Origin of the sequence: Kitasatospora atroaurantiaca (assembly GCF_007828955.1) — a bacterium.
GTDB lineage: Bacteria > Actinomycetota > Actinomycetes > Streptomycetales > Streptomycetaceae > Kitasatospora > Kitasatospora atroaurantiaca.
In genome coordinates, this window is record NZ_VIVR01000001.1 from 3,803,985 (window position 1) to 3,829,590 (window position 25,606).

At 72.0% G+C, this 25,606-nt stretch carries 22 protein-coding genes; 16 read left to right on the forward strand and 6 right to left on the reverse strand.

The genetic code is table 11. The features are described 5' to 3' along the window. The first annotated feature begins 207 nt into the window (after window positions 1-207). From dnaK to FB465_RS17550, 5 genes are all read left to right on the forward strand, one after another. Window positions 208-2,043: a molecular chaperone DnaK gene (gene dnaK, locus FB465_RS17530; protein ID WP_145797406.1), complete on the forward strand. Its 1,836-nt coding sequence runs from the start codon at window positions 208-210 to the stop codon at window positions 2,041-2,043. Beyond that, window positions 2,040-2,642 carry a nucleotide exchange factor GrpE gene (gene grpE, locus FB465_RS17535; RefSeq protein WP_145791804.1) on the forward strand — a complete coding sequence of 201 codons (603 nt, stop codon included), beginning with the start codon at window positions 2,040-2,042 and terminating at the stop codon, window positions 2,640-2,642. Before dnaK ends, grpE begins: the two co-directional genes overlap by 4 nt. Before the next feature lie 90 nt (window positions 2,643-2,732). Beyond that, complete coding sequence (gene dnaJ, locus FB465_RS17540) at window positions 2,733-3,881, forward strand: molecular chaperone DnaJ (RefSeq protein WP_145791806.1); 1,149 nt, start codon at window positions 2,733-2,735, stop codon at window positions 3,879-3,881. A gap of 4 nt (window positions 3,882-3,885) precedes the next feature. Next, window positions 3,886-4,392 carry a heat shock protein transcriptional repressor HspR gene (locus FB465_RS17545; RefSeq protein WP_246192702.1) on the forward strand — a complete coding sequence of 169 codons (507 nt, stop codon included), beginning with the start codon at window positions 3,886-3,888 and terminating at the stop codon, window positions 4,390-4,392. A 198-nt stretch (window positions 4,393-4,590) separates the two neighbouring features. Next, a complete protein-coding gene (locus tag FB465_RS17550; protein WP_145791808.1) occupies window positions 4,591-5,604 on the forward strand; it encodes a LuxR family transcriptional regulator in 1,014 nt (337 codons plus the stop codon). A gap of 53 nt (window positions 5,605-5,657) precedes the next feature. On the opposite strand, the gene FB465_RS17555 is transcribed toward FB465_RS17550, so the two are convergent. Then, window positions 5,658-5,852 (reverse strand): hypothetical protein, encoded by a 195-nt coding sequence (locus FB465_RS17555; protein WP_145791809.1) that lies wholly within the window; start codon window positions 5,850-5,852, stop codon window positions 5,658-5,660. Between the two features lie 355 nt (window positions 5,853-6,207). On the opposite strand from FB465_RS17555, the gene FB465_RS17560 reads away from it, so the two are divergent. Beyond that, window positions 6,208-6,834 carry a TIR domain-containing protein gene (locus FB465_RS17560; RefSeq protein WP_145791810.1) on the forward strand — a complete coding sequence of 209 codons (627 nt, stop codon included), beginning with the start codon at window positions 6,208-6,210 and terminating at the stop codon, window positions 6,832-6,834. A 13-nt stretch (window positions 6,835-6,847) separates the two neighbouring features. On the opposite strand, the gene FB465_RS17565 is transcribed toward FB465_RS17560, so the two are convergent. The 3 genes from FB465_RS17565 to FB465_RS17575 all read right to left on the reverse strand — a co-directional run bounded on the left by FB465_RS17565 (window position 6,848) and on the right by FB465_RS17575 (window position 10,701). After that, window positions 6,848-7,816: a LuxR C-terminal-related transcriptional regulator gene (locus FB465_RS17565; protein WP_246192703.1), complete on the reverse strand. Its 969-nt coding sequence runs from the start codon at window positions 7,814-7,816 to the stop codon at window positions 6,848-6,850. Beyond that, window positions 7,806-8,777, reverse strand: a complete 972-nt coding sequence (locus FB465_RS17570) for a LuxR C-terminal-related transcriptional regulator (protein WP_145791811.1) — start codon at window positions 8,775-8,777, stop codon at window positions 7,806-7,808. The genes FB465_RS17565 and FB465_RS17570 overlap by 11 nt, the downstream gene beginning before the upstream one ends. Window positions 8,778-9,606: 829 nt before the next feature. Further along, window positions 9,607-10,701, reverse strand: a complete 1,095-nt coding sequence (locus FB465_RS17575) for an SLAC1 family transporter (RefSeq protein ID WP_145791812.1) — start codon at window positions 10,699-10,701, stop codon at window positions 9,607-9,609. Window positions 10,702-10,772: 71 nt separating this feature from the next. Here FB465_RS17575 and FB465_RS17580 point away from each other — a divergent pair, with 71 nt between their 5' ends. From FB465_RS17580 to pyrE, 8 genes are all read left to right on the forward strand, one after another. After that, entirely contained in the window at window positions 10,773-11,690 is a 918-nt protein-coding gene (locus tag FB465_RS17580; RefSeq protein WP_145791813.1) for a LysR family transcriptional regulator, read from the forward strand. Between the two features lie 87 nt (window positions 11,691-11,777). Continuing rightward, complete coding sequence (gene clpB / locus FB465_RS17585; RefSeq protein ID WP_145791814.1) at window positions 11,778-14,393, forward strand: ATP-dependent chaperone ClpB; 2,616 nt, start codon at window positions 11,778-11,780, stop codon at window positions 14,391-14,393. Window positions 14,394-14,584: 191 nt separating this feature from the next. After that, window positions 14,585-15,151 carry a type III secretion system chaperone family protein gene (locus tag FB465_RS17590; protein ID WP_145791815.1) on the forward strand — a complete coding sequence of 189 codons (567 nt, stop codon included), beginning with the start codon at window positions 14,585-14,587 and terminating at the stop codon, window positions 15,149-15,151. A 171-nt stretch (window positions 15,152-15,322) separates the two neighbouring features. Then, window positions 15,323-16,483 (forward strand): pyridoxal phosphate-dependent aminotransferase, encoded by a 1,161-nt coding sequence (locus FB465_RS17595; RefSeq protein WP_145791816.1) that lies wholly within the window; start codon window positions 15,323-15,325, stop codon window positions 16,481-16,483. Window positions 16,484-16,880: 397 nt separating this feature from the next. After that, window positions 16,881-17,480 carry a DUF2617 family protein gene (locus tag FB465_RS17600; protein ID WP_145791817.1) on the forward strand — a complete coding sequence of 200 codons (600 nt, stop codon included), beginning with the start codon at window positions 16,881-16,883 and terminating at the stop codon, window positions 17,478-17,480. An 89-nt stretch (window positions 17,481-17,569) separates the two neighbouring features. Then, entirely contained in the window at window positions 17,570-19,270 is a 1,701-nt protein-coding gene (locus FB465_RS17605; RefSeq protein WP_145791818.1) for a spermine/spermidine synthase domain-containing protein, read from the forward strand. A 122-nt stretch (window positions 19,271-19,392) separates the two neighbouring features. Continuing rightward, window positions 19,393-20,337 carry an SRPBCC family protein gene (locus FB465_RS17610; protein WP_145791820.1) on the forward strand — a complete coding sequence of 315 codons (945 nt, stop codon included), beginning with the start codon at window positions 19,393-19,395 and terminating at the stop codon, window positions 20,335-20,337. A 46-nt stretch (window positions 20,338-20,383) separates the two neighbouring features. Beyond that, a complete protein-coding gene (pyrE, locus tag FB465_RS17615) occupies window positions 20,384-20,923 on the forward strand; it encodes an orotate phosphoribosyltransferase (RefSeq protein WP_145791822.1) in 540 nt (179 codons plus the stop codon). A gap of 111 nt (window positions 20,924-21,034) precedes the next feature. Here the strand turns inward: pyrE and FB465_RS17620 are convergent, their stop codons facing one another. Further along, window positions 21,035-21,742: a DedA family protein gene (locus FB465_RS17620; protein WP_145797409.1), complete on the reverse strand. Its 708-nt coding sequence runs from the start codon at window positions 21,740-21,742 to the stop codon at window positions 21,035-21,037. A 337-nt stretch (window positions 21,743-22,079) separates the two neighbouring features. On the opposite strand from FB465_RS17620, the gene fbaA reads away from it, so the two are divergent. Together fbaA and FB465_RS17630 are read left to right on the forward strand one after the other, a co-directional pair. Continuing rightward, the gene (gene fbaA / locus FB465_RS17625) at window positions 22,080-23,108 is read left to right on the forward strand and encodes a class II fructose-bisphosphate aldolase (protein ID WP_281292387.1); all 1,029 of its coding nucleotides are present in this window, start codon (window positions 22,080-22,082) and stop codon (window positions 23,106-23,108) included. 77 nt (window positions 23,109-23,185) lie between these two features. Then, the gene (locus FB465_RS17630; RefSeq protein WP_145791826.1) at window positions 23,186-23,599 is read left to right on the forward strand and encodes a DUF3151 domain-containing protein; all 414 of its coding nucleotides are present in this window, start codon (window positions 23,186-23,188) and stop codon (window positions 23,597-23,599) included. Between the two features lie 65 nt (window positions 23,600-23,664). On the opposite strand, the gene FB465_RS17635 is transcribed toward FB465_RS17630, so the two are convergent. After that, the gene (locus tag FB465_RS17635; protein ID WP_145791828.1) at window positions 23,665-25,461 is read right to left on the reverse strand and encodes a WD40 repeat domain-containing protein; all 1,797 of its coding nucleotides are present in this window, start codon (window positions 25,459-25,461) and stop codon (window positions 23,665-23,667) included. Window positions 25,462-25,606: the final 145 nt, after the last annotated feature.

Sequence of the window (25,606 nt, forward strand, 5' to 3'; positions counted from 1 at the left end):
CGCAGGGTATGGCGACAGTCACTAAGGACACACTCACCCAACCGGGCGAATCCCGCCTCCCGTAGCGGCCGCACGCCGAGAGCAGGCCGAGAGCGATATAAGCGCGCAGTAAAGTTGAGCGACACGGACTCATAGCTGTTGACGACCGTGTTCCCGTCATGCATGCTTGAGCCCGTAAAGCTCAACTTCTCCCTGGAGGTATTTTCGATGGCACGCGCGGTCGGTATCGACCTCGGCACGACGAACTCGGTCGTCACCGTTCTTGAAGGCGGTGAGCCCACCGTCATCACCAACGCCGAGGGCGCTCGGACCACGCCGTCCGTCGTCGCCTTCGCCAAGAACGGTGAGGTCCTCGTCGGCGAGGTCGCCAAGCGCCAGGCGGTCACCAACGTTGACCGGACCATTCGCTCGGTCAAGCGCCACATGGGCACCGGGTGGAAGATCAACCTGGACGGCAAGGACTTCAACCCCCAGCAGATCAGCGCCTTCATCCTGCAGAAGCTGAAGCGCGACGCCGAGGCGTACCTGGGCGAGACGGTCACCGACGCGGTGATCACCGTCCCGGCGTACTTCTCGGACTCCGAGCGCCAGGCGACCAAGGAGGCCGGCGAGATCGCGGGCCTGAACGTCCTGCGCATCGTCAACGAGCCGACGGCCGCCGCCCTCGCCTACGGCCTCGACAAGGACGACCAGACCATCCTGGTCTTCGACCTCGGCGGTGGCACCTTCGACGTCTCCCTGCTGGAGATCGGCGACGGGGTCGTCGAGGTGAAGGCCACCAACGGTGACAACCACCTCGGTGGTGACGACTGGGACCAGCGCGTCGTCGACCACCTGGTCAAGGTCTTCCAGTCCGGCCACGGTGTCGACCTCTCCAAGGACAAGATGGCGCTGCAGCGCCTGCGCGAGGCCGCCGAGAAGGCGAAGATCGAGCTGTCCTCGTCCTCCGAGACCTCGATCAACCTGCCCTACATCACGGCCTCCGCCGAGGGCCCGCTGCACCTGGACGAGAAGCTCACCCGCGCTCAGTTCCAGCAGCTCACCACGGACCTGCTGGAGCGCTGCAAGACCCCGTTCCACAACGTGATCAAGGACGCCGGCATCCAGCTGTCCGAGATCGACCACGTGGTCCTGGTCGGTGGCTCGACCCGTATGCCCGCCGTCGCCGAGCTCGTCAAGGAGCTGACCGGCGGTCAGGACGCCAACAAGGGCGTGAACCCGGACGAGGTCGTCGCCATCGGCGCCGCGCTGCAGGCCGGTGTCCTCAAGGGCGAGGTCAAGGACGTCCTGCTGCTCGACGTCACCCCGCTGTCTCTGGGTATCGAGACCAAGGGCGGCATCATGACCAAGCTGATCGAGCGCAACACCACGATCCCGACCAAGCGCTCGGAGATCTTCACCACGGCCGAGGACAACCAGCCGTCCGTGCAGATCCAGGTCTACCAGGGCGAGCGCGAGATCGCCGCGTACAACAAGAAGCTCGGCATGTTCGAGCTGACCGGCCTGCCCCCGGCCCCCCGCGGCCTGCCGCAGATCGAGGTCACCTTCGACATCGACGCCAACGGCATCATGCACGTCGGTGCCAAGGACCTCGGCACCGGCAAGGAGCAGCGGATGACCGTCACCGGCGGCTCCGCGCTGCCGAAGGACGACATCGAGCGCATGATGCGCGAGGCCGAGCAGTACGCGGAGGAGGACCACAAGCGCCGCGAGGCCGTGGAGACCCGGAACCAGGGCGAGCAGCTCGTCTACTCGACCGAGAAGTTCATCGCGGACAACGACGACAAGCTCCCGGCCGACGTCAAGGCCGAGGTCGAGACGGCGATCACCGAGCTCAAGGAGACCCTGAAGGGCGAGGACATCGCGGCGATCCGCGAGGCCACCGAGAAGGTGTCCACCACCGCCCAGAAGCTCGGTGCGGCGCTGTACGCCAACGCCGACGCCGCGGGTGCCGCCCCGGCCGGCGAGCAGGCCAAGGCCGAGGACGACGTCGTCGACGCCGAGATCATCGACGACGAGAAGCCCAAGGGTGGTGCGGCATGACGGAGAAGCCGCAGGGCGACAAGCCCGGCGACGACTCCGCCGAAGAGGCCGTCCTGAAGGCCGCCGAGGAGGCGGTCTCGGGCGGTGCCTCGGAGGAGCTCGCCGCCGCCCAGCGCGAGGTGGCGGAGCGTACCGCCGACCTGCAGCGCCTGCAGGCCGAGTACCAGAACTACCGCAAGCGGGTCGAGCGGGACCGTATGACGGTCCGTGAGATCGCGGTCTCCAACATCCTGGAGTCCCTGATCCCGGTGCTGGACGACATCGGCCGGGCCCGCGAGCACGGCGAGGTGACGGGCGGCTTCAAGTCGGTCTCCGACAACCTGGAGACGGTCGTCGCCAAGCTGGGCCTGCAGCAGTTCGGCAAGGAGGGCGAGCCCTTCGACCCGACGCTTCACGAGGCCCTGATGCACAGCTACTCCTCGGACGTCACCGAGGACACCTGTGTCCAGATCCTCCAGCCCGGGTACCGCATCGGCGAGCGGATCATCCGCCCGGCGATGGTCGCGGTGGCCGAGCCCCAGCCCGGCACCCAGACCACGGCCGCGCCGGACACCGACAAGGCGGAGTCCGACAAGGCTGACGGTGCAGCGGAAAGCTGACAATCTGTGCGCTGCGGAGTCGTACGTCGTCCGGTACGACGGCCGGCTCCGCAGCGCTCTGTCTATGGACTTCGGGAGGTGGCGGCAGCCATGAGCACCAAGGACTACGTGGAGAAGGACTACTACAAGGTCCTCGGCGTGCCCAAGGACGCCACCACCGCCGAGATCAAGAAGACGTACCGGAAGCTGGCCCGCGAGTTCCACCCGGACGCCAACAAGGGTGACGTCAAGGCCGAGGACCGCTTCAAGGACATCTCCGAGGCCTACGACGTCCTGTCGGACGACAAGCGCCGCAAGGAGTACGACGAGGCGCGCAGCCTCTTCGGCAGCGGCGGCTACCGGCCCGGCGGCCCGGGCGGCGGCAACTACAGCTTCGACTTCGGCGACCTGTTCAACAGCTCGCCGAGCGGGGGCGGCGGCGGTATCGGCGACGTCTTCGGCGGCCTCTTCAACCGCGGCGGCCGGCAGGCCCAGCCGCGCCGGGGCGCCGACGTCGAGACCGAGGTGACGCTCAGCTTCGAGGAGGCGGTGGACGGCGCGACCGTCCCGCTCCGGATGACCAGCCAGGCCCCCTGCCGCTCCTGCAGCGGTACGGGTGCCAAGGCCGGCACCACCCCCAGGGTCTGTCCGACCTGCGTCGGCGCCGGCACGGTCAGCCGCGGCCAGGGTGCCTTCGCACTCTCCGAGCCCTGCCGGGACTGCAAGGGCCGCGGCATGCTCGTCGACGACCCGTGCACCGTCTGCCACGGCAGCGGCCGGGCCAGCTCGGCCCGCACCATGCAGGTCCGGATCCCGGCCGGGGTGCAGCACGACCAGCGGATCAGGCTCAAGGGCAAGGGCGCCCAGGGCGAGCGCGGCGGCCAGCCCGGCGACCTCTACGTCACCGTGCACGTCGACCCGCACCCGGTCTTCGGCCGCAAGGGCGACAATCTGACGGTCACCGTGCCGGTGTCCTTCCCCGAAGCCGCACTCGGCGGGACCATCGAGGTGCCGACGCTCAACGGGCCGTCAGTGAAGCTCCGGCTGCCCGCCGGCAGCGCGAACGGACTCACCCTGCGGGCCCGCGGCAAGGGCGCCACCCGCAAGGACGGCACCCGCGGCGACCTGCTGGTCACCGTGGAGGTCGTGGTGCCGCAGCACGTCACCGGTGACGCGCTGACGGCCCTGGAGCAGTACCGCGAGGCCACCGCCTCGGACGACCCGCGAGCCGCCCTCTTCCGGGCGGCGGAGGGAGCGTGACCCGATGAACCACGAACCCATCGGCCCCGGCCTCGGCGAAGGGCTGCCCGGCGGCCCCCGCCCGTCCCGCCCGGTCGGCGGCCCCGCCCGCAGCCCGTACCAGCTGACCGAGGACACCCCGGTCTACGTGATCTCGGTCGCTGCCGAGCTCTCCGGGCTGCACCCGCAGACCCTGCGCCAGTACGACCGCCTCGGCCTGGTCTGCCCCGACCGCACCGCCGGCCGGGGGCGGCGCTACTCCGCGCGGGACATCCAGCAGCTGCGCGAGGTCCAGCGCCTCTCGCAGGACGAGGGCATCAACCTGGCCGGCATCAAGCGCATCATCGAACTGGAGAACCAGGTCGCGGCCCTCCAGTCCCGCGTCTCCGAGCTCGCCGACTCCCTCGAAGGCGCCGCCACCGCCCTCCAGCAGCGCGAGGCCGCCGTCCACGCCTCCTACCGCCGGGACCTGGTCCCCTACCAGCAGGTCCAGCAGTCCAGCGCCCTGGTCGTCTGGCGCCCGAAGCGGTAGAGCGGAGCAGGCCCGGCCGCCGGTTCCCTCCTCACGGGGGGTGCCGGCGGCTTAGTCATGATGAGAGAGTGCCAACCAGTTGTACCGGGACGAGGTACATGTTCGACTCCGCGGCTCATGTACCAAAATTCACGCCTATGATCCCGGTGGGGCACCCGCTGCCCATCCATCTGTTCGGCCGACGGCAAGGAGCCCCAGATGAGTGAGACGGACGAGCCCGGCCTCACTTCGGGCGGGCTGGGAGTTCTCTCGGCCGAGGCCAGGGAGCTCTACCGGTCCGTTCTCCGCTGCCATGGGCGTCTGACACCCGAAGAGAGCAAGTCGGCCGACCAGGATCACCTGCTCGAGCTGGTCGACATCGGGCTGCTGGTCCGGGACACCGACAACCCGGACGTCCTGGTCGCCGTCGACCCGAAACAACTCTCGGCCCGCCTCAGCACCGCCTGGCAGCGAAAGGCACTGGACCTGCTGAGCCGGGCGGTCGCGCTGCCCGCGGACCTCCAGGAGCTGGCCGAGGACTTCCGTACGCCCGAGCAGGCTGGCGGCACGATCGAGTATGTGCGCGGCAAAGTGCTGATAAACCAACGGCTCGGCCAGTTGGTGAGCAGTTGCATGGAGGAGATGCTCGCCGCGCAGCCGGGCGGGCCGCGTCCTCCCGAGGCCCTGGCGAGTGTGATCACCCGCGACCTCGAGATGCTCCGCCGTGGCGCGGCCATCCGGACGATCTATCACCCGAGCACCCGCTATCACACCCCGACCCGGGAGTACGTGACGGCGATAGCCGAACACGGCGGGCAGGTGCGGACACTCGACGAGCCTTACACCCGACTGATCGTCATCGATCGACGGACCGCCGTCATTCCGGTGGCGGAAGACCTCAACCTGGCGGCGTTCATTCACGATCAGGCCGTCATCAGCTACCTCGTGGAGGAGGTATTCGAGCGGAACTGGAGTCGCGGTCTAGATTTTGACGGTACTCGGACAGTTCCGCCGCAGGTGGTCTCACGCCTCCGTCAGACGATCATTGATCTGATGCTCAAAGGAACCAATCACCGGGTTATCGCCCGCCGACTGGGCATCAGCGAACGCACCCTGGCCCGCCATATTGCCGAGATGCGTGAGGAGTACCACGTCGAGTCACTCTTCCAACTCGGCTATGTACTCGCCCGCAGCGTTCATGACACCCCGGACCACAAGGACGAGTTCGGCTAGCCACCCCACCCGGACGCCCCGTTCGTCCGGGCACGGCAGGCTTGCCGCGGCACTCAGGTCCAGGCCGAGTCTGCCGGGGTCGTAATGGCCGAACCGTCGGCGGCCGAGTCCGCGACCGAGTCCGCGTGAACAAGGGCGCGCGTCCAGGCGCTGTCTCCGGCCAGTGCCGGATTGCTCCCGGCCAGCATCGCCGCACCCATGACAAGCGGAACAACGACGAAGCGAACAAAGCGGCGCATGCGAGACATTGCGACCAAATCCTTCCTCAGGGTTATGCCTCACTGAGCAAATGAAGCGTCGAACATTAGCTCAGATCATGCCGCAGCGTGAAGCAACTGTCACGGCGTCCGCTTTATGAGGAGTGCGTCATCTCTGTGCCAGGCACCCAGATGACACCGTGTGCCAGTGGACGGACCGGCTACGACCGTTGGACGATCAACTCGTCCCGACGGTACCGGTACCGACGGCCTTCACTTGACGCCATGTCTTCAACTTATCCACAACAGTCAATGGCCGAAAGCCCCGGAACCCGGCACCGACAACCAGACAAGCGCCGCCGGTCATGAGTGGATGCCCCCGGCCACCCCTTCCCCCGGAGTCGACATGAGTGAGCCCTACCTGCGCAACCGCGCCGTCCAGACCCCCGAGGGGCGGCGCGCTCGGGTGTTCCTGGCCGCGCCGCTCATGCGGCTGACCGGGCCGGCCGACAGCGTGGTGACCCTGGCGAGCCGGACGCGGCTGACGACGCTCCGGTCCACGCTGCTCCGCAGCGGCGCCGCGGTCTACAGCGCTCACCACAGCGACGCCTGGTCGGTGGCCGGCCGCGCCCCCGAGCCGCGGGTACCCTCCGACTTCCGAGCGCTGCAGACCGCCGACCTGGTCTTCGCGTACGTCGGCGCACCGCTGTCGGCCGGCGTCAGTCTGGAGCTCGGCTGGGCCTCCGCCCTGCGCAAGCCGGTGGTCCTGCTGGTGGACGAGGCGATCACGCACAACCCGCTGATAGCCACCATCGAGCAGGTCGCCCCCGTCCTGCCCCTGGTCTTCGACGATACCTGGTCGCAGGAGGCCCTCCACCACACCGTGGAGACCGCCCTCGACTGGGCCGGCATGGCTCTCTCGCTGCGCGAGGGCTTCTGGACGGCACCCGGCGACCACTTCCCCAACCCCCGTCAGGAGCCCCCGGCCGCCGGCCCGTACGACTACTGGACGCCCGGCGTCGCCACCGGCTGACCCGGCCCCGTCGCTACTCACCCCGGCCACCGCGCATGAGCCACCCGAGCTGAAACAGCGTCTGGGCCCCGTAGCGCTCCCGCAGCCGCGAGATGTGCCCCGCCACCGTGCGCTCGCTCAGCCCCAGCCGGGTCGCCACCGCCCGCTGGGTGAAACCCTGCGCCAGCAGCCGGCCCACCCGCTCAGGCACCCGGCTGCGGCCCTCCTCCGAGGAACCCCAGGCCACCGAGTCCGCCCGCCGCCAGTCCCGCTCGAAGGAGGACACCAGGTGGTCGACCATGGTGCGGTCCTCGACGAAGGAGGCGCTGAGCCGGTCCTCACCGGCCGGGATGACGGCGACCGTCCGGTCGAAGAGCATCATCTTCGGGAACGGCTCGTCGAGGATCCGCACCCGGCCGCCGTGCTCGGTGACCGTGGCCGCGTACGCCACCGTGGCCGGCTCGTCCAGCGCGGTCGGCCGGTACAGGGTCCGCAGCACGCCGCCGCGCTGAAGGAACGGCAGGTCCTGCTGCAGTGCGATCGCCAGGCCGTGCGCCGGGCGCGGGCCGGGCTGGGCCGTGAGCATCTCCTCCTTGCAGTCGGAGAGCAGGCGGGCGATCCGGTGCTGGATCTCCGCGCGGTCGTGGACCAGCTCGACCGGGCCGGAGCGGTCCGCCGGCCGCGGAGTGTCGTCGTACGCCTTGGTCAGGCCGTCCAGCATCGCCGGCAGGCTCTCGGCGCGGACCAGCAGCCTGGTCGCCGTGGCGCGCAGCTCGGTGGCGAGTCGCCCGCTCACCGCACGCGGGCTGACGGCGCAGTAGGAGATGTCGGTCCGGGTGAGCAGCCCGATCCCGAGCAGCTCGTCGACCGTCCGGCGGTCGGCCACCGCGGGGTCCGAGATCGGCACCCGGCCGCCGGCGGCCAGGATCGCGAGATACAGCTGCCGCGCGACCTCGCCCGGCAGCGGCGCCACGGCCTCGTCCAGGGGCACGTCACTCGCCACGGCCACCCCGCATGAGCCACCCGAGCTGAAACAGCGTCTGGGCCCCGTAGCGCTCCCGCAGCCGCGAGATGTGCCCCGCCACCGTGCGCTCGCTCAGCCCCAGCCGGGTCGCCACCGCCCGCTGGGTGAAACCCTGCGCCAGCAGCCGGCCCACCCGCTCAGGCACCCGACTACGGCCCTCCTCCGAGGAACCCCACACCACCGAATCCGCGCGGGCCCAGTCCCGCTCGAAGACCGCGACCAGGAAGGTGACGGCCGCCGAGTCGGTGATGAACACGGCCTTGCTGTGATCGTCGGCCGCGGGGACCACCGCCACGGCACGGTCGAAGATCAGCATCCGCTGGAAGTTCTCGTCCAGGACCCGGATCTGGGCCCCGTGCTCCGTGACCGCCGCGGCGTACTTCACCGCCGCCGGTTCGGCCATCGCGGTCGGCTGGTAGATCGTCCTCATCGTGCGCCCGCGCCTGAGCAGCGGCAGATCCTGGCGGAGTGCCATGTCCAGGGCGTCGGCGGGCCGCGGTCCGGGCTGCGTCGACAGCAGCCCCTCCTTGCAGTCGGCGACCAGCTGTTCGATCTGGTGCCGGATGTGCTCGTGGCCCTCGATGTGGGTGGCCTCACCCCGCTGGTCCGCCCGCCGGGGCACCGCGTCGTACGCCTTCGTCAGGCCGTCCAGTGCGCCGGGCAGTCCTTCGGCCCGCACCAGCAGCCGGGTCGCCTCCGACCGCAGCTCCGCGCTCACCCGGCCGGCGACGGTCCGGGGGCTCACCGCCGTGTAGACGCTGTCCATGAGATTGGGCATCACCAGCCCGATCTCCATGAGCTGATCCAGCGCCGGTCGGTCGGACTCGGAGAAGTCCGCGAAGGGGACCAGACCGCCCGCCGCCAGGATTCCGAGGTAGAGCTGCCGAGCCGCCTCGCCGGGCGCACCTGCGCCCAGGTCTGCCGTCGGATCCGCAGCCACGTCCAACACTCCCTGCCGGTCCTCAACGCCCGCTCGCGATCGCAGCGCTCCGGGGGCGTCTCACCCCCGGTCACCTGGAGCCCCGCGGTGACGTCCACGGATCGTAGACGAGATCTCCGGACCTCCGTACCGGCGCGCCCCCCAGAGCCAGAGCCCAGTTGAGCTCTGAAGCCCTGGGGGGCTCGCCGTGTCACGCCGTTGCCGAGGCGCTTCCAGCGAGGCGGAGCAGCAACGCCTCGCCGGCTCCGGTCCCGGGGGCCATCACCACACATGGCGTCCCGGCCGGCGCTCTTCCCCCCCGATGCACCGGTACGGACGTACCGTGGGGCATCCACGTCGAAGAGCAAGTCGCCACCCACAGGCTGCGGTTGCCCGGGCGGCCGGCGTGCCTCCACCCTCACAGCGTGACGGCCGGGGAACAAGTGGCGCCCGACTGCAGGTTTCCGCAAATGCAGGAACCTGCAGTCGGCTGTGTCGGGCCGGCCTGGAGATTTCTCCGGAATCCGACTATTCGGCCTGACCGCCGACCGGAGCGCCACGCCGACCAAACGGTCGTTCGGAGCCGCGAGAGCGGGCCCGACCGACTCATCCCCCCCTCGCCGGAATTCGGTGGCGAGGCGAAATCCCTGGTGCAACTGGCCCTGTGGGCCCGGGTATTGCCGTTGGCAATGGCCCGCAGAATACCTGCCCCAATCCGCCCGGAGCCCGACAAGGCCGCCGATGGGATCAATGACTCCTGGAATGTCCGAGTGCCGATCGGTGGCGCACCCGCCCGGAGCCCGAGACCCGCGGACGGGTATTCCCGAGCGGATTGCGCGGCGCCAGGCAGTCAGCGCAGCAGCCGGCCCCCGGCCAGGCCGGTCAGGGTCCGGGTGCCGGCCACCGACCAGGCGGCGAGCAGCAGGACGTACAGGCCGGCCGACAGTGCCGTGAAGCCCTCGAAGCCGGTGTGGCGGGCAAGGCCGGCGGTGCCGGTGACCAGGGTGCCGACGGGGAAGGTGTAGGCCCACCAGGTCATGGCGAAGGGCATCTCGGCCCGCCAGGCACGCAGGTTGGCGGCGGCCGCGACGAGCAGCCAGAGCAGCGCGACCCCGATCGCGCAGACGCCGTACAGCACCGCCAGGACGGCCGCGGCGTCCGCCCGCTGCGGAGCCACCGTCCGGGCCGCGTCTGCGAGTTGGTTGACGGCGGTGGTGGACTGGCCGAGCGGTCCGAGCACCAGGAAGAGCGAGGGGGTGAGGATCAGCGCGGGCAGCTTGCTGTGCAGCAGCCCGGCGAGGACGACCGGCAGCAGGGCCAGCGTGGCCAGCAGCCCGGCGCCGAGGAGCGCGCAACACCCGTACAGCATCGCCGTCCGCCACGGCCCGGGCAGGTGCGGGATCAGCGCGGGCCCCAGCGAGGCTGCCACCAGCGGGGCGACCACCGGGAGCAGCCAGGTCGGGTTGGCCTGCAGGACGGAGAGGCGGTGACGGGTGATCATCAGGTACGGGATGCCGGCAGCCACTGCCACGGCGTACACCGTGCCGACCGTCCAGAGCACCAGGTCCAGCGCCACCGCCGGCCCGGTACCGATCACCCGCGCGCCGAGTACGAGCGTCGCGTAGCCGACGGCGAGCAGGGCCATCGGCGGGCAGCCGTAGAAGACGGCGGTGGCCGGGTCGTCCATGAGCTGCGCGCGGGCGGCCGCGCGGTGCCGGGTGAGGTGCGCGGCCCGGGCCGCCACCAGCAGGGTCAGCGCCGCGAGGGCCAGGGCCCACACCAGCTCCCCGAAGCCGATCAGGCCCGGGAGCTCGATGGGGAGCGCCGCCGCTCCGTTGGCGACGATCGCGGTGCCCATGACGGCGGCGTGCCAGTTGGGGCCGAGGCGGCTGAGGTCGAGCGAGTACGAGGTGGTGGTCGTACGGGGACTGGTGAGGGTGGCCATGCGTCCCACCCTGCCGAGGCGGGTCGCCCGCCGGTAGCGTGTCGTGCCCTATGAGGACATAGCCTGGCTCTATGACCCTCCTCTCCCCGCACGTCCCCGAACTCGGCGCACTGGAGCTGCTGCTCGCGGTGGCCCGGCTGGGCAGCGTCGGGCGGGCGGCGGCCGAGCTCGGGGTGAGCCAGCCGGCCGCGAGCGCGCGGATCAAGGGCATGGAGCGCCAGGTCGGCGTGGCGCTGCTGGAGCGGTCGCCGCGCGGTTCACGGCCCACCGAGGCCGGGCGGCTGGTGATCGAGTGGGCCCGCCAGGTGGTCGAGGCGGCGCAGGCGCTGGACGCCGGCATCGACGCGCTGCGTGAGCGCCGGGACGCCCGCCTGCGGGTGGTGGCGAGCCTGACGGTCGCCGAGTACCTGATGCCGGGCTGGCTGCTGGCCCTGCACGAGGCCAACCCGGGCACCGCGGTGACGCTGCGGACCGCCAACTCGGCGGACGTCGCCGCGCACGTCCTCGCGGGCGACGCGGACCTCGGCTTCGTCGAGGGCCCGACCACCCCGCCCGGGCTCTCCGGCGCGGTGGTGGCGGCCGACCGGCTGGTGGTCGTGGTGGCACCCGGCCACCCCTGGGCGCGGCGGCGGGCGCCGGTCACCGGCAGCGAGCTCGCGATGACCCCGCTGGTGCTGCGCGAGCCGGGCTCCGGCACCCGGGAGGTGCTGGACCGGGCCCTGGCCCGGTACGGGGGCGCGGCGACGCCCCGGCTCGAGCTGGCCTCCTCGACCGCGCTCAAGGCGGCGGCGATGACCGGCGCCGGGCCGGTGTGCCTCAGCGAACTGGCCGTGGTGGAGGAGCTGGCCACCCGGCGGCTGGTCTCCGTGCCGCTGGAGGGTGTGGATCTGCACCGCCCGCTGCGGGCCGTCTGGCCGTCCGGACAGCGGCCGGCCGGCCCGGCCAGGGACCTGCTCGGGCTGACCCGCAGGCCGTCCCGGCGAGGCTAGACGAGAAAAGTTGAGCGAAGTAGACTCAACTTACTGGATGCTTCCAGCAGCAGAGACCGAGCGACCGAGAGAGAGGGCACGCCAGCAGTGGATGCCAGCAAGTTCACCAGCAAGACGCAGGACGCCCTGTCCGCCGCGATCCGGCAGGCCAGCGCCGCAGGAAACCCGGACGTCAAGCCGGTGCACATCCTGCTGGCCCTGCTGGAGCAGCCCGAGGGCATCGCCCGCCCGCTGCTCGAGGCGGTCGGCGCGGACGTCCCGGCCGTCACCGCCGCCGCCCGGCGCCAGCTGGCCGCACTGCCGAGCGCCCAGGGCTCGACGGTGGCCGCGCCGCAGCTCGCCCGCGACACCATGGCCGTGCTGACCGAGGCGGGCAGGCGCGCCGACGACCTGGACGACCAGTACCTCTCCACCGAGCACCTGCTGGTCGGCCTGGCCACCGAGGGCGGGGCCGTCGCCGACCTGCTCGCCGGGCACGGCGCCACCCCCAAGGCGCTGCTGGCCGCCTTCAAGGACGTCCGGGGCAGCGCCCGGGTCACCTCCGCCGACCCGGAGGGCACGTACAAGGCACTGGAGAAGTACGGCACCGACCTCACCCAGGCCGCCCGCGACGGCAAGCTCGACCCGGTGATCGGCCGCGACCAGGAGATCCGCCGGGTGGTCCAGGTGCTCTCCCGCCGCACCAAGAACAACCCCGTGCTGATCGGCGACCCCGGCGTCGGCAAGACCGCCGTGGTCGAGGGCCTGGCCCAGCGCATCGTCGCGGGCGACGTGCCCGAGTCGCTGCGCGGCAAGCGCCTGGTCGCGCTGGACCTCGGCGCGATGGTCGCCGGGGCCAAGTACCGGGGCGAGTTCGAGGAGCGGCTGAAGGCCGTCCTGAACGACATCAAGGCGAGCGAGGGGCAGGTCATCACCTTCATCGACGAGCTGCACACCATGGTCGGCGCGGGCGCAGGCGGCGACTCCGCGATGGACGCGGGGAACATGCTCAAGCCGATGCTGGCCCGCGGCGAGCTGCGCATGGTCGGCGCCACCACGCTGGACGAGTACCGCGAGCGGATCGAGAAGGACGCCGCGCTGGAGCGCCGCTTCCAGCAGGTGCTGGTCGGCGAGCCCAGCGTGGAGGACACCATCGCCATCCTGCGCGGCCTCAAGGGCCGGTACGAGGCGCACCACAAGGTGCAGATCTCGGACGCCGCCCTGGTCGCCGCGGCCACCCTGTCCAACCGCTACATCACCGCCCGCTTCCTCCCCGACAAGGCGATCGACCTGGTCGACGAGGCGGCCTCCCGGCTGCGGATGGAGATCGACTCCTCCCCCGTCGAGATCGACGAACTCCAGCGCGCCGTCGACCGGCTGCGGATGGAGGAGCTGGCCCTGGAGAAGGAGTCCGACCCCGCCTCGGTCGACCGCCTCGCCAGGCTGCGCCGCGATCTCGCCGACAGGCAGGAGCAGTTGAACGGCCTCACCGCCCGGTGGGAGCAGGAGAAGAAGAGCCTCAACCGGGTCGGCGAGCTCAAGGAGCGCCTGGACGAACTCCAGGGCTCGCTCGAACGGGCCCAGCGGGACGGCGACTTCGAGCGCGCCTCCAAGCTGATGTACGCCGAGATCCCCGCCGCCGAGCGGGAGTTGACCGAGGCCCAGGAGCGCGCCGCCGACCAGGACGCCAGCACCTCCATGGTGAAGGAGGAGGTCGGCCCGGACGACGTCGCGGACGTGGTCGCCTCCTGGACGGGCATCCCGGCCGGCCGCCTGCTGGAGGGCGAGAGCGCCAAACTCCTGCGCATGGAGGAGGAGTTGGGCCGCCGCCTGATCGGCCAGACCGAGGCCGTCCAGGCCGTCTCGGACGCGGTGCGCCGCACCCGCTCCGGCATCTCCGACCCGGACCGGCCCACCGGCTCCTTCCTCTTCCTCGGCCCGACCGGTGTCGGCAAGACCGAACTCGCCAAGGCACTGGCCGACTTCCTCTTCGACGACGAGCGGGCGATGGTCCGTATCGACATGAGCGAGTACGGCGAGAAGCACTCCGTCTCGCGCCTGGTCGGGGCCCCGCCCGGCTACGTCGGCTACGAGGAGGGCGGCCAGCTGACCGAGGCGGTCCGGCGGCGCCCGTACAGCGTCGTCCTGCTCGACGAGGTGGAGAAGGCCCACCCCGAGGTCTTCGACATCCTGCTCCAGGTGCTGGACGACGGACGGCTCACCGACGGCCAGGGCCGTACGGTCGACTTCCGCAACGCGATCCTGATCCTCACCTCCAACCTGGGCAGCCAGTACCTGGTGGACCCGACCACGCCCGAGGAGCGGAAGAAGGAGCTGGTGCTGGACACGGTGCGCAGCGCCTTCAAGCCGGAGTTCCTCAACCGGCTGGACGACATCGTGGTCTTCGACGCACTGGGCATGGCCGAGCTGAGCCGGATCGTCGACCTGCAGGTCGCCAGGCTCGCGGACCGGCTGCGCGACCGCCGGCTCACGCTGGAGGTCACCGAGGCGGCCCGTGACTGGCTGGCACTGACCGGCTACGACCCGGCGTACGGTGCGAGGCCGCTGCGGCGGCTGGTGCAGTCGGCGATCGGCGACCAGCTGGCCAAGGCGATCCTGTCCGGCCAGGTCCACGACGGGGACGGCGTGGTCGTGGAGCGCGACGAGGCGGGCGACCGGCTGACCGTCCGGGCGAAGGCGGCGGCGACCTCGCTCGAGAAATAACGGGTCAGCGCCTTGGGAGGCCCGGCCTGCCGGGCCTCCGGCCCGCTCTGCGGAGCGGCCGGTCGGGGATCTTCCGGGCGCGCGGCGGGGAGCCCCTGTGTCGCGGGCGCCGAATGAGGCAGGATGGAGACCTGGAAGGGCGGCCCCTCAGTCCCAGCCACCCTTGTGTACTGAGAATATAAGGACCTCCCATGAGCATCGACCCGTCCTCCATCCCCTCCTTCGGCGCGCCCCAGCCCCCGCAGGGCGGTCAGCCCGGCGGTGGCCCCGCCGGCCCGCCGCCGGTGGTGGTGCCGGACCAGGCCCTGGTGACCCAGCTGCTGGACCAGATGCAGCTGAAGCACCTCGTGGACGATGAGGGTGACCTCACCGCGCCGTGGGACGGCTTCCGCGTCTACTACATGTTCCGCGGCGAGCAGAAGGAGCTCTTCGCGGTCCGCGCGTTCTACGACCGCGCCTACCCGCTCGAGGACAAGGGCGAGATCCTCGACCTGATCGACGAGTGGAACCGCGAGACCCTCTGGCCCAAGGTCTACACCCACACCCACGAGGACGGCGTGGTCCGCCTGATCGGCGAGTCCCAGATGATCGTCGGCACCGGCGTCAACCTGGACTACTTCGTCACGACCACCGCCAACTGGACCCAGGCCGCTGTCGGCTTCGAGCAGTGGATCGTCGAGCGCCTCGGCCTCCAGAAGGAGATCGAGGGCGAGCAGGGCGAGGGCGAGGCCGACGGCGACGCCTCCGACGAGGGCTGACCTCACACACTCCTGCCGCAGGCCCGTCCCCACTCGTGAGGGCGGGCCTGCGGCGTGCGGCCCCCCGGCTCGCGGCGGCCTTGTCCCTGGGCTCACGGCGGGCGCGGCGGGCTTGTCCCCGGGCGGGCGGGCGCGGAAGATGGGCGCGACTACGAGGTGTGAGGAGCCGGGATGGGCGCGAGGCCGCTGTTGAACCGCAGGCTGGCGGGGCTGGGAACGACGATCTTCGCGGAGATGTCGGCGCTGGCCACGGCCACCGGCTCGATCAACCTGGGCCAGGGCTTCCCCGACACCGACGGGCCGCGCGAGATCGCCGAGGCGGCCGCCGACGCGGTGCTGAACGGCCGCGGCAACCAGTACCCGCCCGGCCCCGGCATCCCCGAACTGCGCACCGCCCTCGCCGAGCACCAGCAGCGCTTCTACCACCTGACCTACGACCCCGACACCGAGGTGCTGGTCACCGCCGGCGCCACCGAGGCGATCGCCGCTGCCCTGCTGGCCCTGCTGGAACCCGGCGACGAGGTGATCGCCTTCGAGCCCTTCTACGACTCGTACGCCGCCTGCATCGCGATGGCCGGCGCGACCCGGGTACCGCTGACGCTGCGCGCCCCGTCCTTCCGCCCCGACCTGGACGAGCTCCGCGCCCTGATCACCCCGCGCACCCGGCTGCTCCTGATCAACACCCCGCACAACCCCACCGGCCTGGTCCTCACCCCGTCCGAGTTGGCCACCATCGCCGAACTCGCCCTCGAGCACGACCTGTTGGTGGTCACCGACGAGGTGTACGAACACCTGGTGTTCAGCGGCGGCCACCACCCCATCGCCGCCCTCCCCGGCATGCGCGAACGCACGGTCTCCATCTCCTCGGCCGGCAAGACCTTCTCCTTCACCGGCTGGAAGGTCGGCTGGGTGACCGCCTCCGCGCCCCTGGTCGCCGCCGTACGCACCACCAAGCAGTACCTCACCTACGTCAGCGCGGGCCCGTTCCAGTACGCCGTCGCCGAGGCCCTGCGCCTTCCGGACACCTACTTCGACACCCTGCGCACCGACCTCCGACGCAAGCGGGACCTCCTTGCCGGCGGCCTGTCGGCCGCCGGATTCCAGGTGTTCCAGCCCGAGGGCACCTACTTCATCACCACCGACATCACCCCGCTCGGCGAGAAGGACGGCCTCGAGTTCTGCCGCTCCCTCCCCGACCGCTGCGGCGTCGTCGCCATCCCCAACGTGGTCTTCTACGACGACGCCGAAGCCGGCCGCAGCCTGGTCCGCTTCACCTTCTGCAAGCGCGACGACGTCCTTCAGGAAGCGGTGTCACGCCTGCGGAGGCTCTGAGCCGCCCGGGGCGTGGAAGCGGTCTGACGGTCGACCAGTCGCATTCCGGCACAGACGTGGCCGGCGTGACCGGCCCCGCCGCGCTCCGCGCGCACGCGGCGCAGTTCCGGCTCGCACGGCGCGCGCTCCGGTGAGGGGGCGCGCGGCGGGCAGAGTCATTCATCCGCTCGATCAGTCCCTGGACGCGGCTGCGTCCAGAACGGTGAATGCCTGGCAAAGATGGGTAAATCCCTGACGGACCCGGAGAATTCGTGCTTCTCTGCTGCTGAATCTCCAGCCGGAATCCTTCCTTCCACGGTCGGCCGCGCCAGGGACCGCACAGCCTCGAACAGCCTCGCCATCGGCCGAGTCGGATGCTGCACGGCGGGCGCGTACGGAGCTGAATGCGGAGCCCAGCATGCTCACCACACTGCAGACCTCCTACACGGACACCCGCGCCGGTGACCTGGCGTGGTGCCTGGGCGGCGAGCCGCTGCCCGCGCTGGCGGTGCGCAATCTGAGTCTCGACAACCTGGGGCCCGACGGCCCCGGCCGCGCCGCCTCCCGGACCGGAGGCACGCTGCAACTACGGCTGCTCGGCGCCTCGCACCAGGTGATCCTGGCGGCGGGCCCCGGCGAGTGCCTGGAGACCGTCGCCTGCCTGCCCGGGCGGCAGACCCCGCTGCCGGCCCGGGTGGCCAAGCAGGTCGCGGGCTGGGAGTACGAGTTCGCGGCCCGGATCGAGGAGCTGCCGCCGCACGTCTTCGCGGCCCGGGCCCAGGAGCTGCTGTCGCTGGTGGAGGGGCATCCCTGCGCGCTGGCCGGGATCTTCCCGGGGGACCCGAGCGCGTTCACGGCGCTGGTCGCGCACGGCGGCCGGCACCGGGTGCTGTGGCGCACCTGGCACGCGTACCCGCAGGAGGGCCGGCTGGTCTGCACCCGCTCCTCGCTCGTGGTGCGCAGCACGGCGGACGGAAGTACGGGCCGGAACGTTCACCCTGAAGAATCAAGCCGATAGCTCATGCTGATGAATCGTCAATGCAGTGCACCGCACGGTCCGTCGAATGGGTGCAGCTATCGGTGGCACGTGTCGCCTAGCGTTTGTCCATGATCAATCATCCGGCGGGTCCACCTGTTCAGCCGGGCATCGATCCCGAAGATCCTTCCCTGCTGGGGGAGATCGGGGCTCGGGCGATCCGGGCCCGGGACGCCATACCGGGCGGCGGCCGGCCCAGACAGGCCCGGCCGCTGGTGCTGCTCGCCGCGTTCGTCTGCGCGGCGTGCGGCCTGGTGTACGAGCTCGAACTGGTCGCCCTCGGCGGCTATCTGCTCGGCGATTCGATGACCCAGACCTCCGTGGTGCTCTCCGTGATGGTCTTCGCCATGGGCGTGGGCTCGCTGCTCGCCAAGCGCCTCACCCGGCGCCCCGCGATGTCCTTCGCCCTGGTCGAGTGCGCACTGGCGCTGATCGGCGGGCTCTCCGTCCTGGTGCTGTACTCGTGCTGGGCCTGGCTGGACCAGTACCGCGCCACCATGGCGGGAATGGTTGGAATGACCTTTGTGATCGGCACCCTGATCGGCGCCGAGATCCCGCTGCTGATGACGCTGATCCAGCGGATCCGGCAGGAGGACGCGGGCCGGGCCGCCGCCGATCTGTTCGCCGCCGACTACGTGGGCGCGCTGATCGGCGGCCTGGCCTTCCCCTTCCTGCTGCTGCCCAGCTTCGGGCAGGCCACCGGGGCTCTGCTGACCGGTGCGGTGAACGCGGTCGCGGGAGCGGCAGTGGTGCTCTGGCTGTTCCGCGACGAGCCGCCGCCGCGCGCCCGGCTGCTGCTCTGGACGGGCTGCGGGCTGGTCCTGGTCACGCTGGCGGTCGCCGCCGCCTTCACCGGTGCGATCGAGCGGGCGGCCCGGCAGGCGCTGTACGGCGCCCACGTCCGCTTCGCGACCCAGAGCCGCTACCAGGAGATCGTGCTGGCCGGTCCGGCGCGCCTCGACCCCGTCCAGAGCGCTCCCGAACGGGTCCCTCCGCAGTGGACCGGGCCCCGGCCGGCCGCTGCGGCGCCCCTGGAACTCTTCCTGGACGGCCGCCTGGCGGTCTGCGGACCGGACGAGTACAGCGACCACGAGGCCCTGGTGCACCCCGCCCTGGCGGCCGGTCCGAGCGGCCGGGTCCTGGTCCTCGGCGGGGAGGGGCTGGCGCTGCGCGAGGTGCTGCGGCACTCGGCGGTGCGGTCGGTCCTGGTCGTCGAGCTCGACCCGGCGCTGCCCGCACTGGTCCGGAGCGACCCGGCGCTCGCCGCGCTGAGCGAGCGGGCCTTCGACGACCCGCGCGTCCGGCTGGTGACCGCCGACCCGCTCGAGTGGCTGCGCCTCGGGCACCCGGCCGGGGACCAGCCCTTCGACGCGGTCATCGCGGACCTGCCGGGCCCCGGGCAGGGGCGCAGCCGCACCTTCGAGTCGCAGGAGTTCTACGGCCTGGCCGCCCGCCTGCTCGCACCCGGCGGCCGGCTGGCGGTACGGACCGGCCCGGTCGGCCCGGGCCTCTGGTCGGCCGAGGCCGGCCTGCGCACGGCCGGGCTGCGGACCGTCCCGTACGAGGGGGCGGAGGGCGCGCGGCACTGCCGGCGCAGCACGAAGGCCGGGCAGACCTTCGTGCTGGCCGGCCGGGAGGAACCGCCGCTCGGCCTGGCCGCCGACGCACCTCAGCCGCGTTCGCTGACCATCGAGGGCCTGCGCGCCTCCGCGCAGCGCCTGGCCGCGCGCCGTCCGGCCCACCCGCCGGCGCCGCGCACGCTGCTCGGCTGAGCCGGCCCCTGGCGCACGGCCCACCACCGCCGTGCGCCGGTCGGGCTAAGAGAACAACGCCGGACGGGCCAACCTGGCGGCAACCCTCCGCAGCGGCCGGGCGGATCGGTAGGCTCGCGGACATGGAGCATGAGGTTGTCGTCCCACTGCCGGCCGCCGTCGTCCAGCAGTCCCTGCGGGACCCGGAGCTGCTGGTGCGCTGCGTGCCAGGGCTGAGCCTCGACGCCGACGGGGAGAGCCCAGCCGGCGAGGAGCTCCACGGCCGGCTGCGGCTGCGGATCGCCGGCTCCACGATCACGTACCGGGGCGTCCTCTCGCTGATCGAGGGGCGGGAGGGCGTGCTGACCGTCCTCGCCGAGGGGCAGGAGGCGCGCGGCAGCGGTGCGGCGACGGCGACGGTCCGGATCACGGTGATCGACAACACGGACAGCGCCGACGACACGGAGAGCGCCGACGAGGGCTCCGAGGAGGACGTCGAGAGCACGACCGTCCGGTTCGGCGGCGATCTGAGCGCGACCGGCCGGCTGACGGACTTCGACGCCGACGTCCTGACGGCGGCCGGCCGACGGCTGCTCGACCGGTTCGCGGCCGCCCTCGCCGCCGAGGCGGGCGACGCCGAGCCGCCCACCGCGACGGTGGTGTACCTGGAGGACCACGCCGCCGCCGACTTCGGGGCCGACCTCGACGACGACCTCTCCGACCTGATCGCCTTCTCGGACTCCGACGCGTTCTCCAGCGCCGAGGTCCCCGAGAGCCCGGCCGACCTCTCGTACGAGTACCAGCCCGACCCGCTGACGGCCGATTCGCTGCTGGGCGGCCCGGTCCGCCGCAGCATCGTCGGCCGCTCGGCCGAGGAGGTCGACCACGCCCCGCCGCGCGGCCGGTACGCCCCGGCACTGCCGGCCCGCAGCGCCAGGGCCCGGGCGGCGACCCGCTGGGGCGGGGCCGAGGCGGTGCCGGTCGACGGCTCGGCGGGCGAGCGCAGCGCGATGCCGTGGGTGATCGGCGGCGGGGTGGCGCTGCTCGGTGGTGCGGTGGTGCTGGTCCGCGCCCTGCGCCGGCGGTGAGCCGAGGCCGTCGGGGCCGACCGCACAGGGCCTAGACTGGCTGCTCATGAGCAACGACCGCGACGCCCTGCTGGCGCAGATCAAGGACAAGGCCGTCGTGCACGGCAAGGTCACCCTCTCCTCCGGGCTGGAGGCCGACTACTACGTCGACCTGCGCCGCATCACGCTGGACGCCCAGGCCGCACCGCTGGTCGGCCGGGTCATGCTGGACGCCACCGCGGACCTGGACTACGACGCCGTCGGCGGTCTGACCCTGGGCGCCGACCCGGTGGCCGCCGCGATGCTGCACGCCGCCGCCGCGCGCGGCCGCGAGCTGGACGCCTTCGTGGTCCGCAAGGCCGGCAAGGCGCACGGCCTGCAGCGCCGGATCGAGGGCCCGGACGTGAAGGGCCGCCGGGTGCTGGCGGTCGAGGACACCTCCACCACCGGCGGCTCGGTGCTGACGGCCGTCGAGGCGCTGCGCGAGGCGGGCGCCGAGGTGGTCGGCGTCGCGGTGATCGTGGAGCGCGGCGCGGCCCCGGCGATCGAGAAGGCGGGCCTGCCGTACTACACCGCCTACACCCTCGAGGACCTCGACCTCGGCTGAGCCCCGACGGCCGAACGGCCCGGGACAGCGCACAAGGCCCGCACGGCCCCGGACAGCAAGACGGCCGGTGTTTCACGTGAAACAACGTGAAACACCGGCCGTCGCGCGTCGTCAGCCCTTGCGGTGGCGGCCGCCCACCGGGTCGGCGTGGTCGGCCGACTCGGCCGCCGCCGCCTTCTTCTTCTTCCGCTCACGCAGCACCTCGACCAGGATCGGCGAGACCGAGATCAGAATGATCAGCGCCATCGCCGGGATCAGGTACTTGTCGATCACCGGCGCCAGCCCGGCACCGGCGAAGTAGCCGATCAGCAGCATCGATTCGGTCCACAGGACGCCGCCGACCACGTTCCAGACGAAGAAGGTCCGGGCCGGCATCTCCAGGGTGCCCGCGACCGGGTTGAGGAAGGTCCGGACGATCGGGATGAACCGGGCCATCACCACGGCCTTGGCCGGGCCGAACTTGTCGAAGTACTCCTCGGCCTTCACCACGTACTCGCGGCGGAAGATCTTCGAGTCCGGCTTGTCGAAGAGCCGTGGACCGACCTTGGTACCGAAGAAGTGCCCCAGCTGCGCTCCGGCGACCGCACAGACCGGCGCGCCGATCAGCAGCACCGCGATCGGCAGGCGGGCGCCCTCCCCGAGCACCGAGGAGGCGGCGCTGGAGGCGGCCACACCGGCCAGGATCAGCAGTGAGTCGCCGGGGAAGAAGAACCCGACCAGCAGGCCGGTCTCGGCGAAGATGATCGCGAGCAGGCCGATGGCGCCCAGTGACGAGATCAGCGACTTGGCGTCAAGCACGTTGACGGCTAGCTGGTTCATGGTGTCCACGGGCGCAGGATAGCGCTCCCGCCTTTCGGAACGCTTAAGCTCCCTTTCCGCACCGGCGCCCCGGGCGTCCCGGAAGCCTCACCCGGCCCCTTCCGTCCCAGGTGGCGGGCCGCTGGGTGACCTCGGAGGGGGAGTCTGGGAAGATGGCACCGGCGTCCGCCCCCGAGGTCGCAGAACACCCTCTCTGACGTACCGCGGCGGAAGCCTCGAACCCTGGTACCAACAGCCGCACCGCAGAGCCGCGTCGGCCACCCGGTACCTCACGTCGTACCGAAGGCGTACCGAGCGTCGGACAGGCCGTCCGTACGCCGCACACCGACAGGAGCGGATTCGCATGCCCATCGCAACTCCCGAGGTCTACAACGAGATGCTGGACCGGGCCAAGGCGGGCAAGTTCGCCTACCCGGCCATCAACGTCACCTCGACCCAGACCCTGCACGCCGCCCTCCGCGGCTTCGCCGAGGCCGAGAGCGACGGCATCATCCAGATCTCGACCGGTGGTGCGGAGTTCCTGGGGGGCCAGCACAACAAGGACATGGTGACCGGCGCCGTCGCGCTCGCCGAGTTCGCGCACATCGTGGCCGCCAAGTACGACATCACCGTCGCGCTGCACACCGACCACTGCCCGAAGGACAAGCTGGACGGCTACGTCCGCCCGCTTCTGGCGATCTCCGCCGAGCGCGTGGCCAAGGGCCAGAACCCGCTGTTCCAGTCGCACATGTGGGACGGCTCCGCCGAGACCCTGAACGACAACCTGGCCATCGCCCAGGAGCTGCTCGCCCAGGCCGCCGCCGCCAAGATCATCCTCGAGGTCGAGATCACCCCGACCGGTGGCGAGGAGGACGGCGTCTCGCACGAGATCAACGACGAGCTCTACACCACCGTCAACGACGCCGTCCGCACCGCCGAGGCCCTCGGCCTGGGCGAGAAGGGCCGCTACCTGCTCGCCGCCTCCTTCGGCAACGTGCACGGCGTCTACAAGCCCGGCAACGTCGTGCTGAAGCCCGAGCTGCTCCGCGAGCTGCAGGACGAGATCGGCAAGCAGTACGGCAAGAAGGACCCGTTCGACTTCGTCTTCCACGGCGGCTCGGGCTCCACCGCCGAGGAGATCGCCACCGCGCTGGAGAACGGCGTCGTGAAGATGAACCTCGACACCGACACCCAGTACGCCTTCACCCGCCCGATCGCGGACCACATGTTCCGCAACTACGACGGCGTGCTGAAGGTCGACGGCGAGGTCGGCAAGAAGAACACCTACGACCCGCGCACCTGGGGCAAGCTCGCCGAGGCGAGCATGGCCGCCCGCGTGGTCGAGGCCACCCAGAGCCTGCGCTCGGCGGGCAACCGCATCAAGTAGTCAGCTCGTCCCTGTGCCCCCGTACGGTCTGCCGTGCGGGGGCACAGGCACACCCGGACGGTGGTTGACTGGAGCCCATGAGCATTCACGAGAACCTGCTCGGCGGTCCGCCGCCGACCCACCTGCCGGCCGAGCCCGGCCCGCTGGAGCTGCTGGCCGGGGGTGCCTCGCCCGCCGAGGTCGCGGCGAAGTACCCGACCTCCTCGCTCGCCTGGGCGCAGCTGGCCGACGACGCCTTCGCGGCCGGCCGCACCGTCGAGTCGTACGCCTACGCCCGCACCGGCTACCACCGCGGCCTGGACGCCCTGCGCCGGGCCGGCTGGAAGGGCCACGGCCCGGTGCCGTGGGAGCACGAGCCGAACCGCGGCTTCCTGCGCGCCCTGCACGCCCTCGGCCGGGCGGCCGCCGCCATCGACGAGAAGAACGAGGCGGAGCGCTGCGCGCAGTTCCTGCGTGACAGCTCGCCTGCCGCCGCCGACACCCTGGGCTGACAACCGGCCCGTCCGCTGCCCGCTGCCCGGCCCTGGCGTCGGGCAGCGGGTGGTGATCCTGCCCGTCAGCCGGTGCGGGCGGTCTCGAAGCCGACCGCGGCGACACCGTCCGGCGTGCCGAGCACCAGCAGTCCGCCGGTCAGCGCCAGCGACCACACCTGCGAGCCGAGCCGCAGATCGAGCACCTCGTCCGGGTCGCCCAGCTGTCGCACCCGGACCAGCCCGTCGGCCCAGGCGGCGACGACCGCCGCCCCGCCCGGGGTCTCACCCACGGCGACGGCGGTCACCGGACAGTCCCGCCGGTCGGTGGGCTCTGCCCTCGGCTCCGTACCCGGCTCCCATAGCCGCACGACGCCGTCGAACCCCCCGCTGACCAGCAGCGGGAGGCCGGGCGCGGCCGTGCCTCCGGGGGTGGCAGCGGCCAGCGCGGTGACCGGGCCGCGGTGCAGCCGCTCGCTCCACACCTCGCCGTTCTCGTACCGGTGCACCGCCCCGGCTGCGTCGCCGACCGCGGGCGCGGTCTCCGGGAGGCCCGCCGCCACGGCCACAGCACTGATCTCCGCGGCCGCGTCCCGCAGGACGGCCAGGGCCTCGGCCAAGGCGTACGGCTCAAGGCCCCCTGCCGCCGCTGCGGGTGGCACCAGCTCCGTACCGCCCCAGACGTCCAGCAGGATCACCGAGCCGCCGGGGGACACGGCGAGCCCTCGCAGCGGCTTGGGGCCGGGCACGGCGACCTGCCCGAGCGCCCGGCCGGTGGCCGCCTCGACCGTACGCACCGCTCCGCTCACGTCCGCCAGCAGCAGCCGGCCCGCGGAGGGGCCTGCCCCCACCGCCGTGGAGACCGCCGGGCCCGACCGCCAGTCCGCCCAGTGGCCTGCCCAGGCCGCCCGACCACCGGCCGCCCGACCACCGGCAGACCGGGCGGGCGCGTCGCCGCCCGGCCCGAGCAGCCGGGTGCGCAGGACGGCCACCCGTACCGCCGGGTCGGCCTCCTCGATCAGCGCGGGGCCGGCGGCGTCCCACGCCTGCGCGAACGGGCTGTCCGCCTCCTCCAGCGCCGCGGTCACCGCGAGCGGGCCGGCCAAGGCGTGCAGCAGCGGGTCTGCGGCCAGGGAGGCGAGGCCGCCGGTACGGGCCGTGGCCGTCCACAGCTCGGTGAGCAGGTCCTCGCCCGCCGCCGTGAGGTCCGGCGAGCCGACCGGGCCCACCGGGACGCGGGCCAGCAGCTGCTCCAGGCCTTCCGGTGCCGGCTCCCGTGGCATGCCGAGCGCCAGGCCGGGGCTGGGGTAGGCATAGGCATCGGCGCCCTGCTCCGCGCACCAGGACGCGAACCTGTCCCGGTCCGTCCACTGCGGCTCGTCCAGGTCCAGCACAGCCGGGCTCGGCACGGCCCTGAAGGCCTCGGCCTCCGGGCTGCCGGTGGAGGCCTCGACCAGCAGCCTGACATGCGGCAACTCCAGGAGCGGGTCGAGGAGTTCGGAGACCAGGCGGGCCGGCTGCACGGCCCGGCCGAGCTCCGGCACGCAGATCACCGTACGGCGCTCGTCCTCGGCCAGCGCGGCCAGCAACTCCCGGGGAGAGCGAGCGACGACGCCGTACCGCCGCCCCAGCATCCAGACCGCGCCGCGGACCGTGACCCCGGCGGCCGGCAGCACGGTGTGCACCCGGTGCGAGGTCGGCGTCCCGGGCGCCGTACCGGCCCTCACCAGCCAGGCCAGCAGGTGACTCTTTCCGGCACCTCGGGCGCCTGAGACCCGGCAGAGCCTCGGCGCCCGCTCGTCGTCCAGCCACCCGAGCAGGGCCGCCCCGGCCGGCCGGCGCCCCGCCCGCAGCGGAGGAATCCAGCGGCTGTCCTCGCCCATGCCCAGTCTCCTCGCCAATCGCAGGCCGACTTCGCCGGTAGGTGCACCGACCAGGTGTGAGCATCCCAGGGGCGCGGGGAACTGCGCGAGATCGGAAGGAAACCGCCTGCAGTCTCCCGCCTCGCGCAGTTCCCCGCGCCCCTGG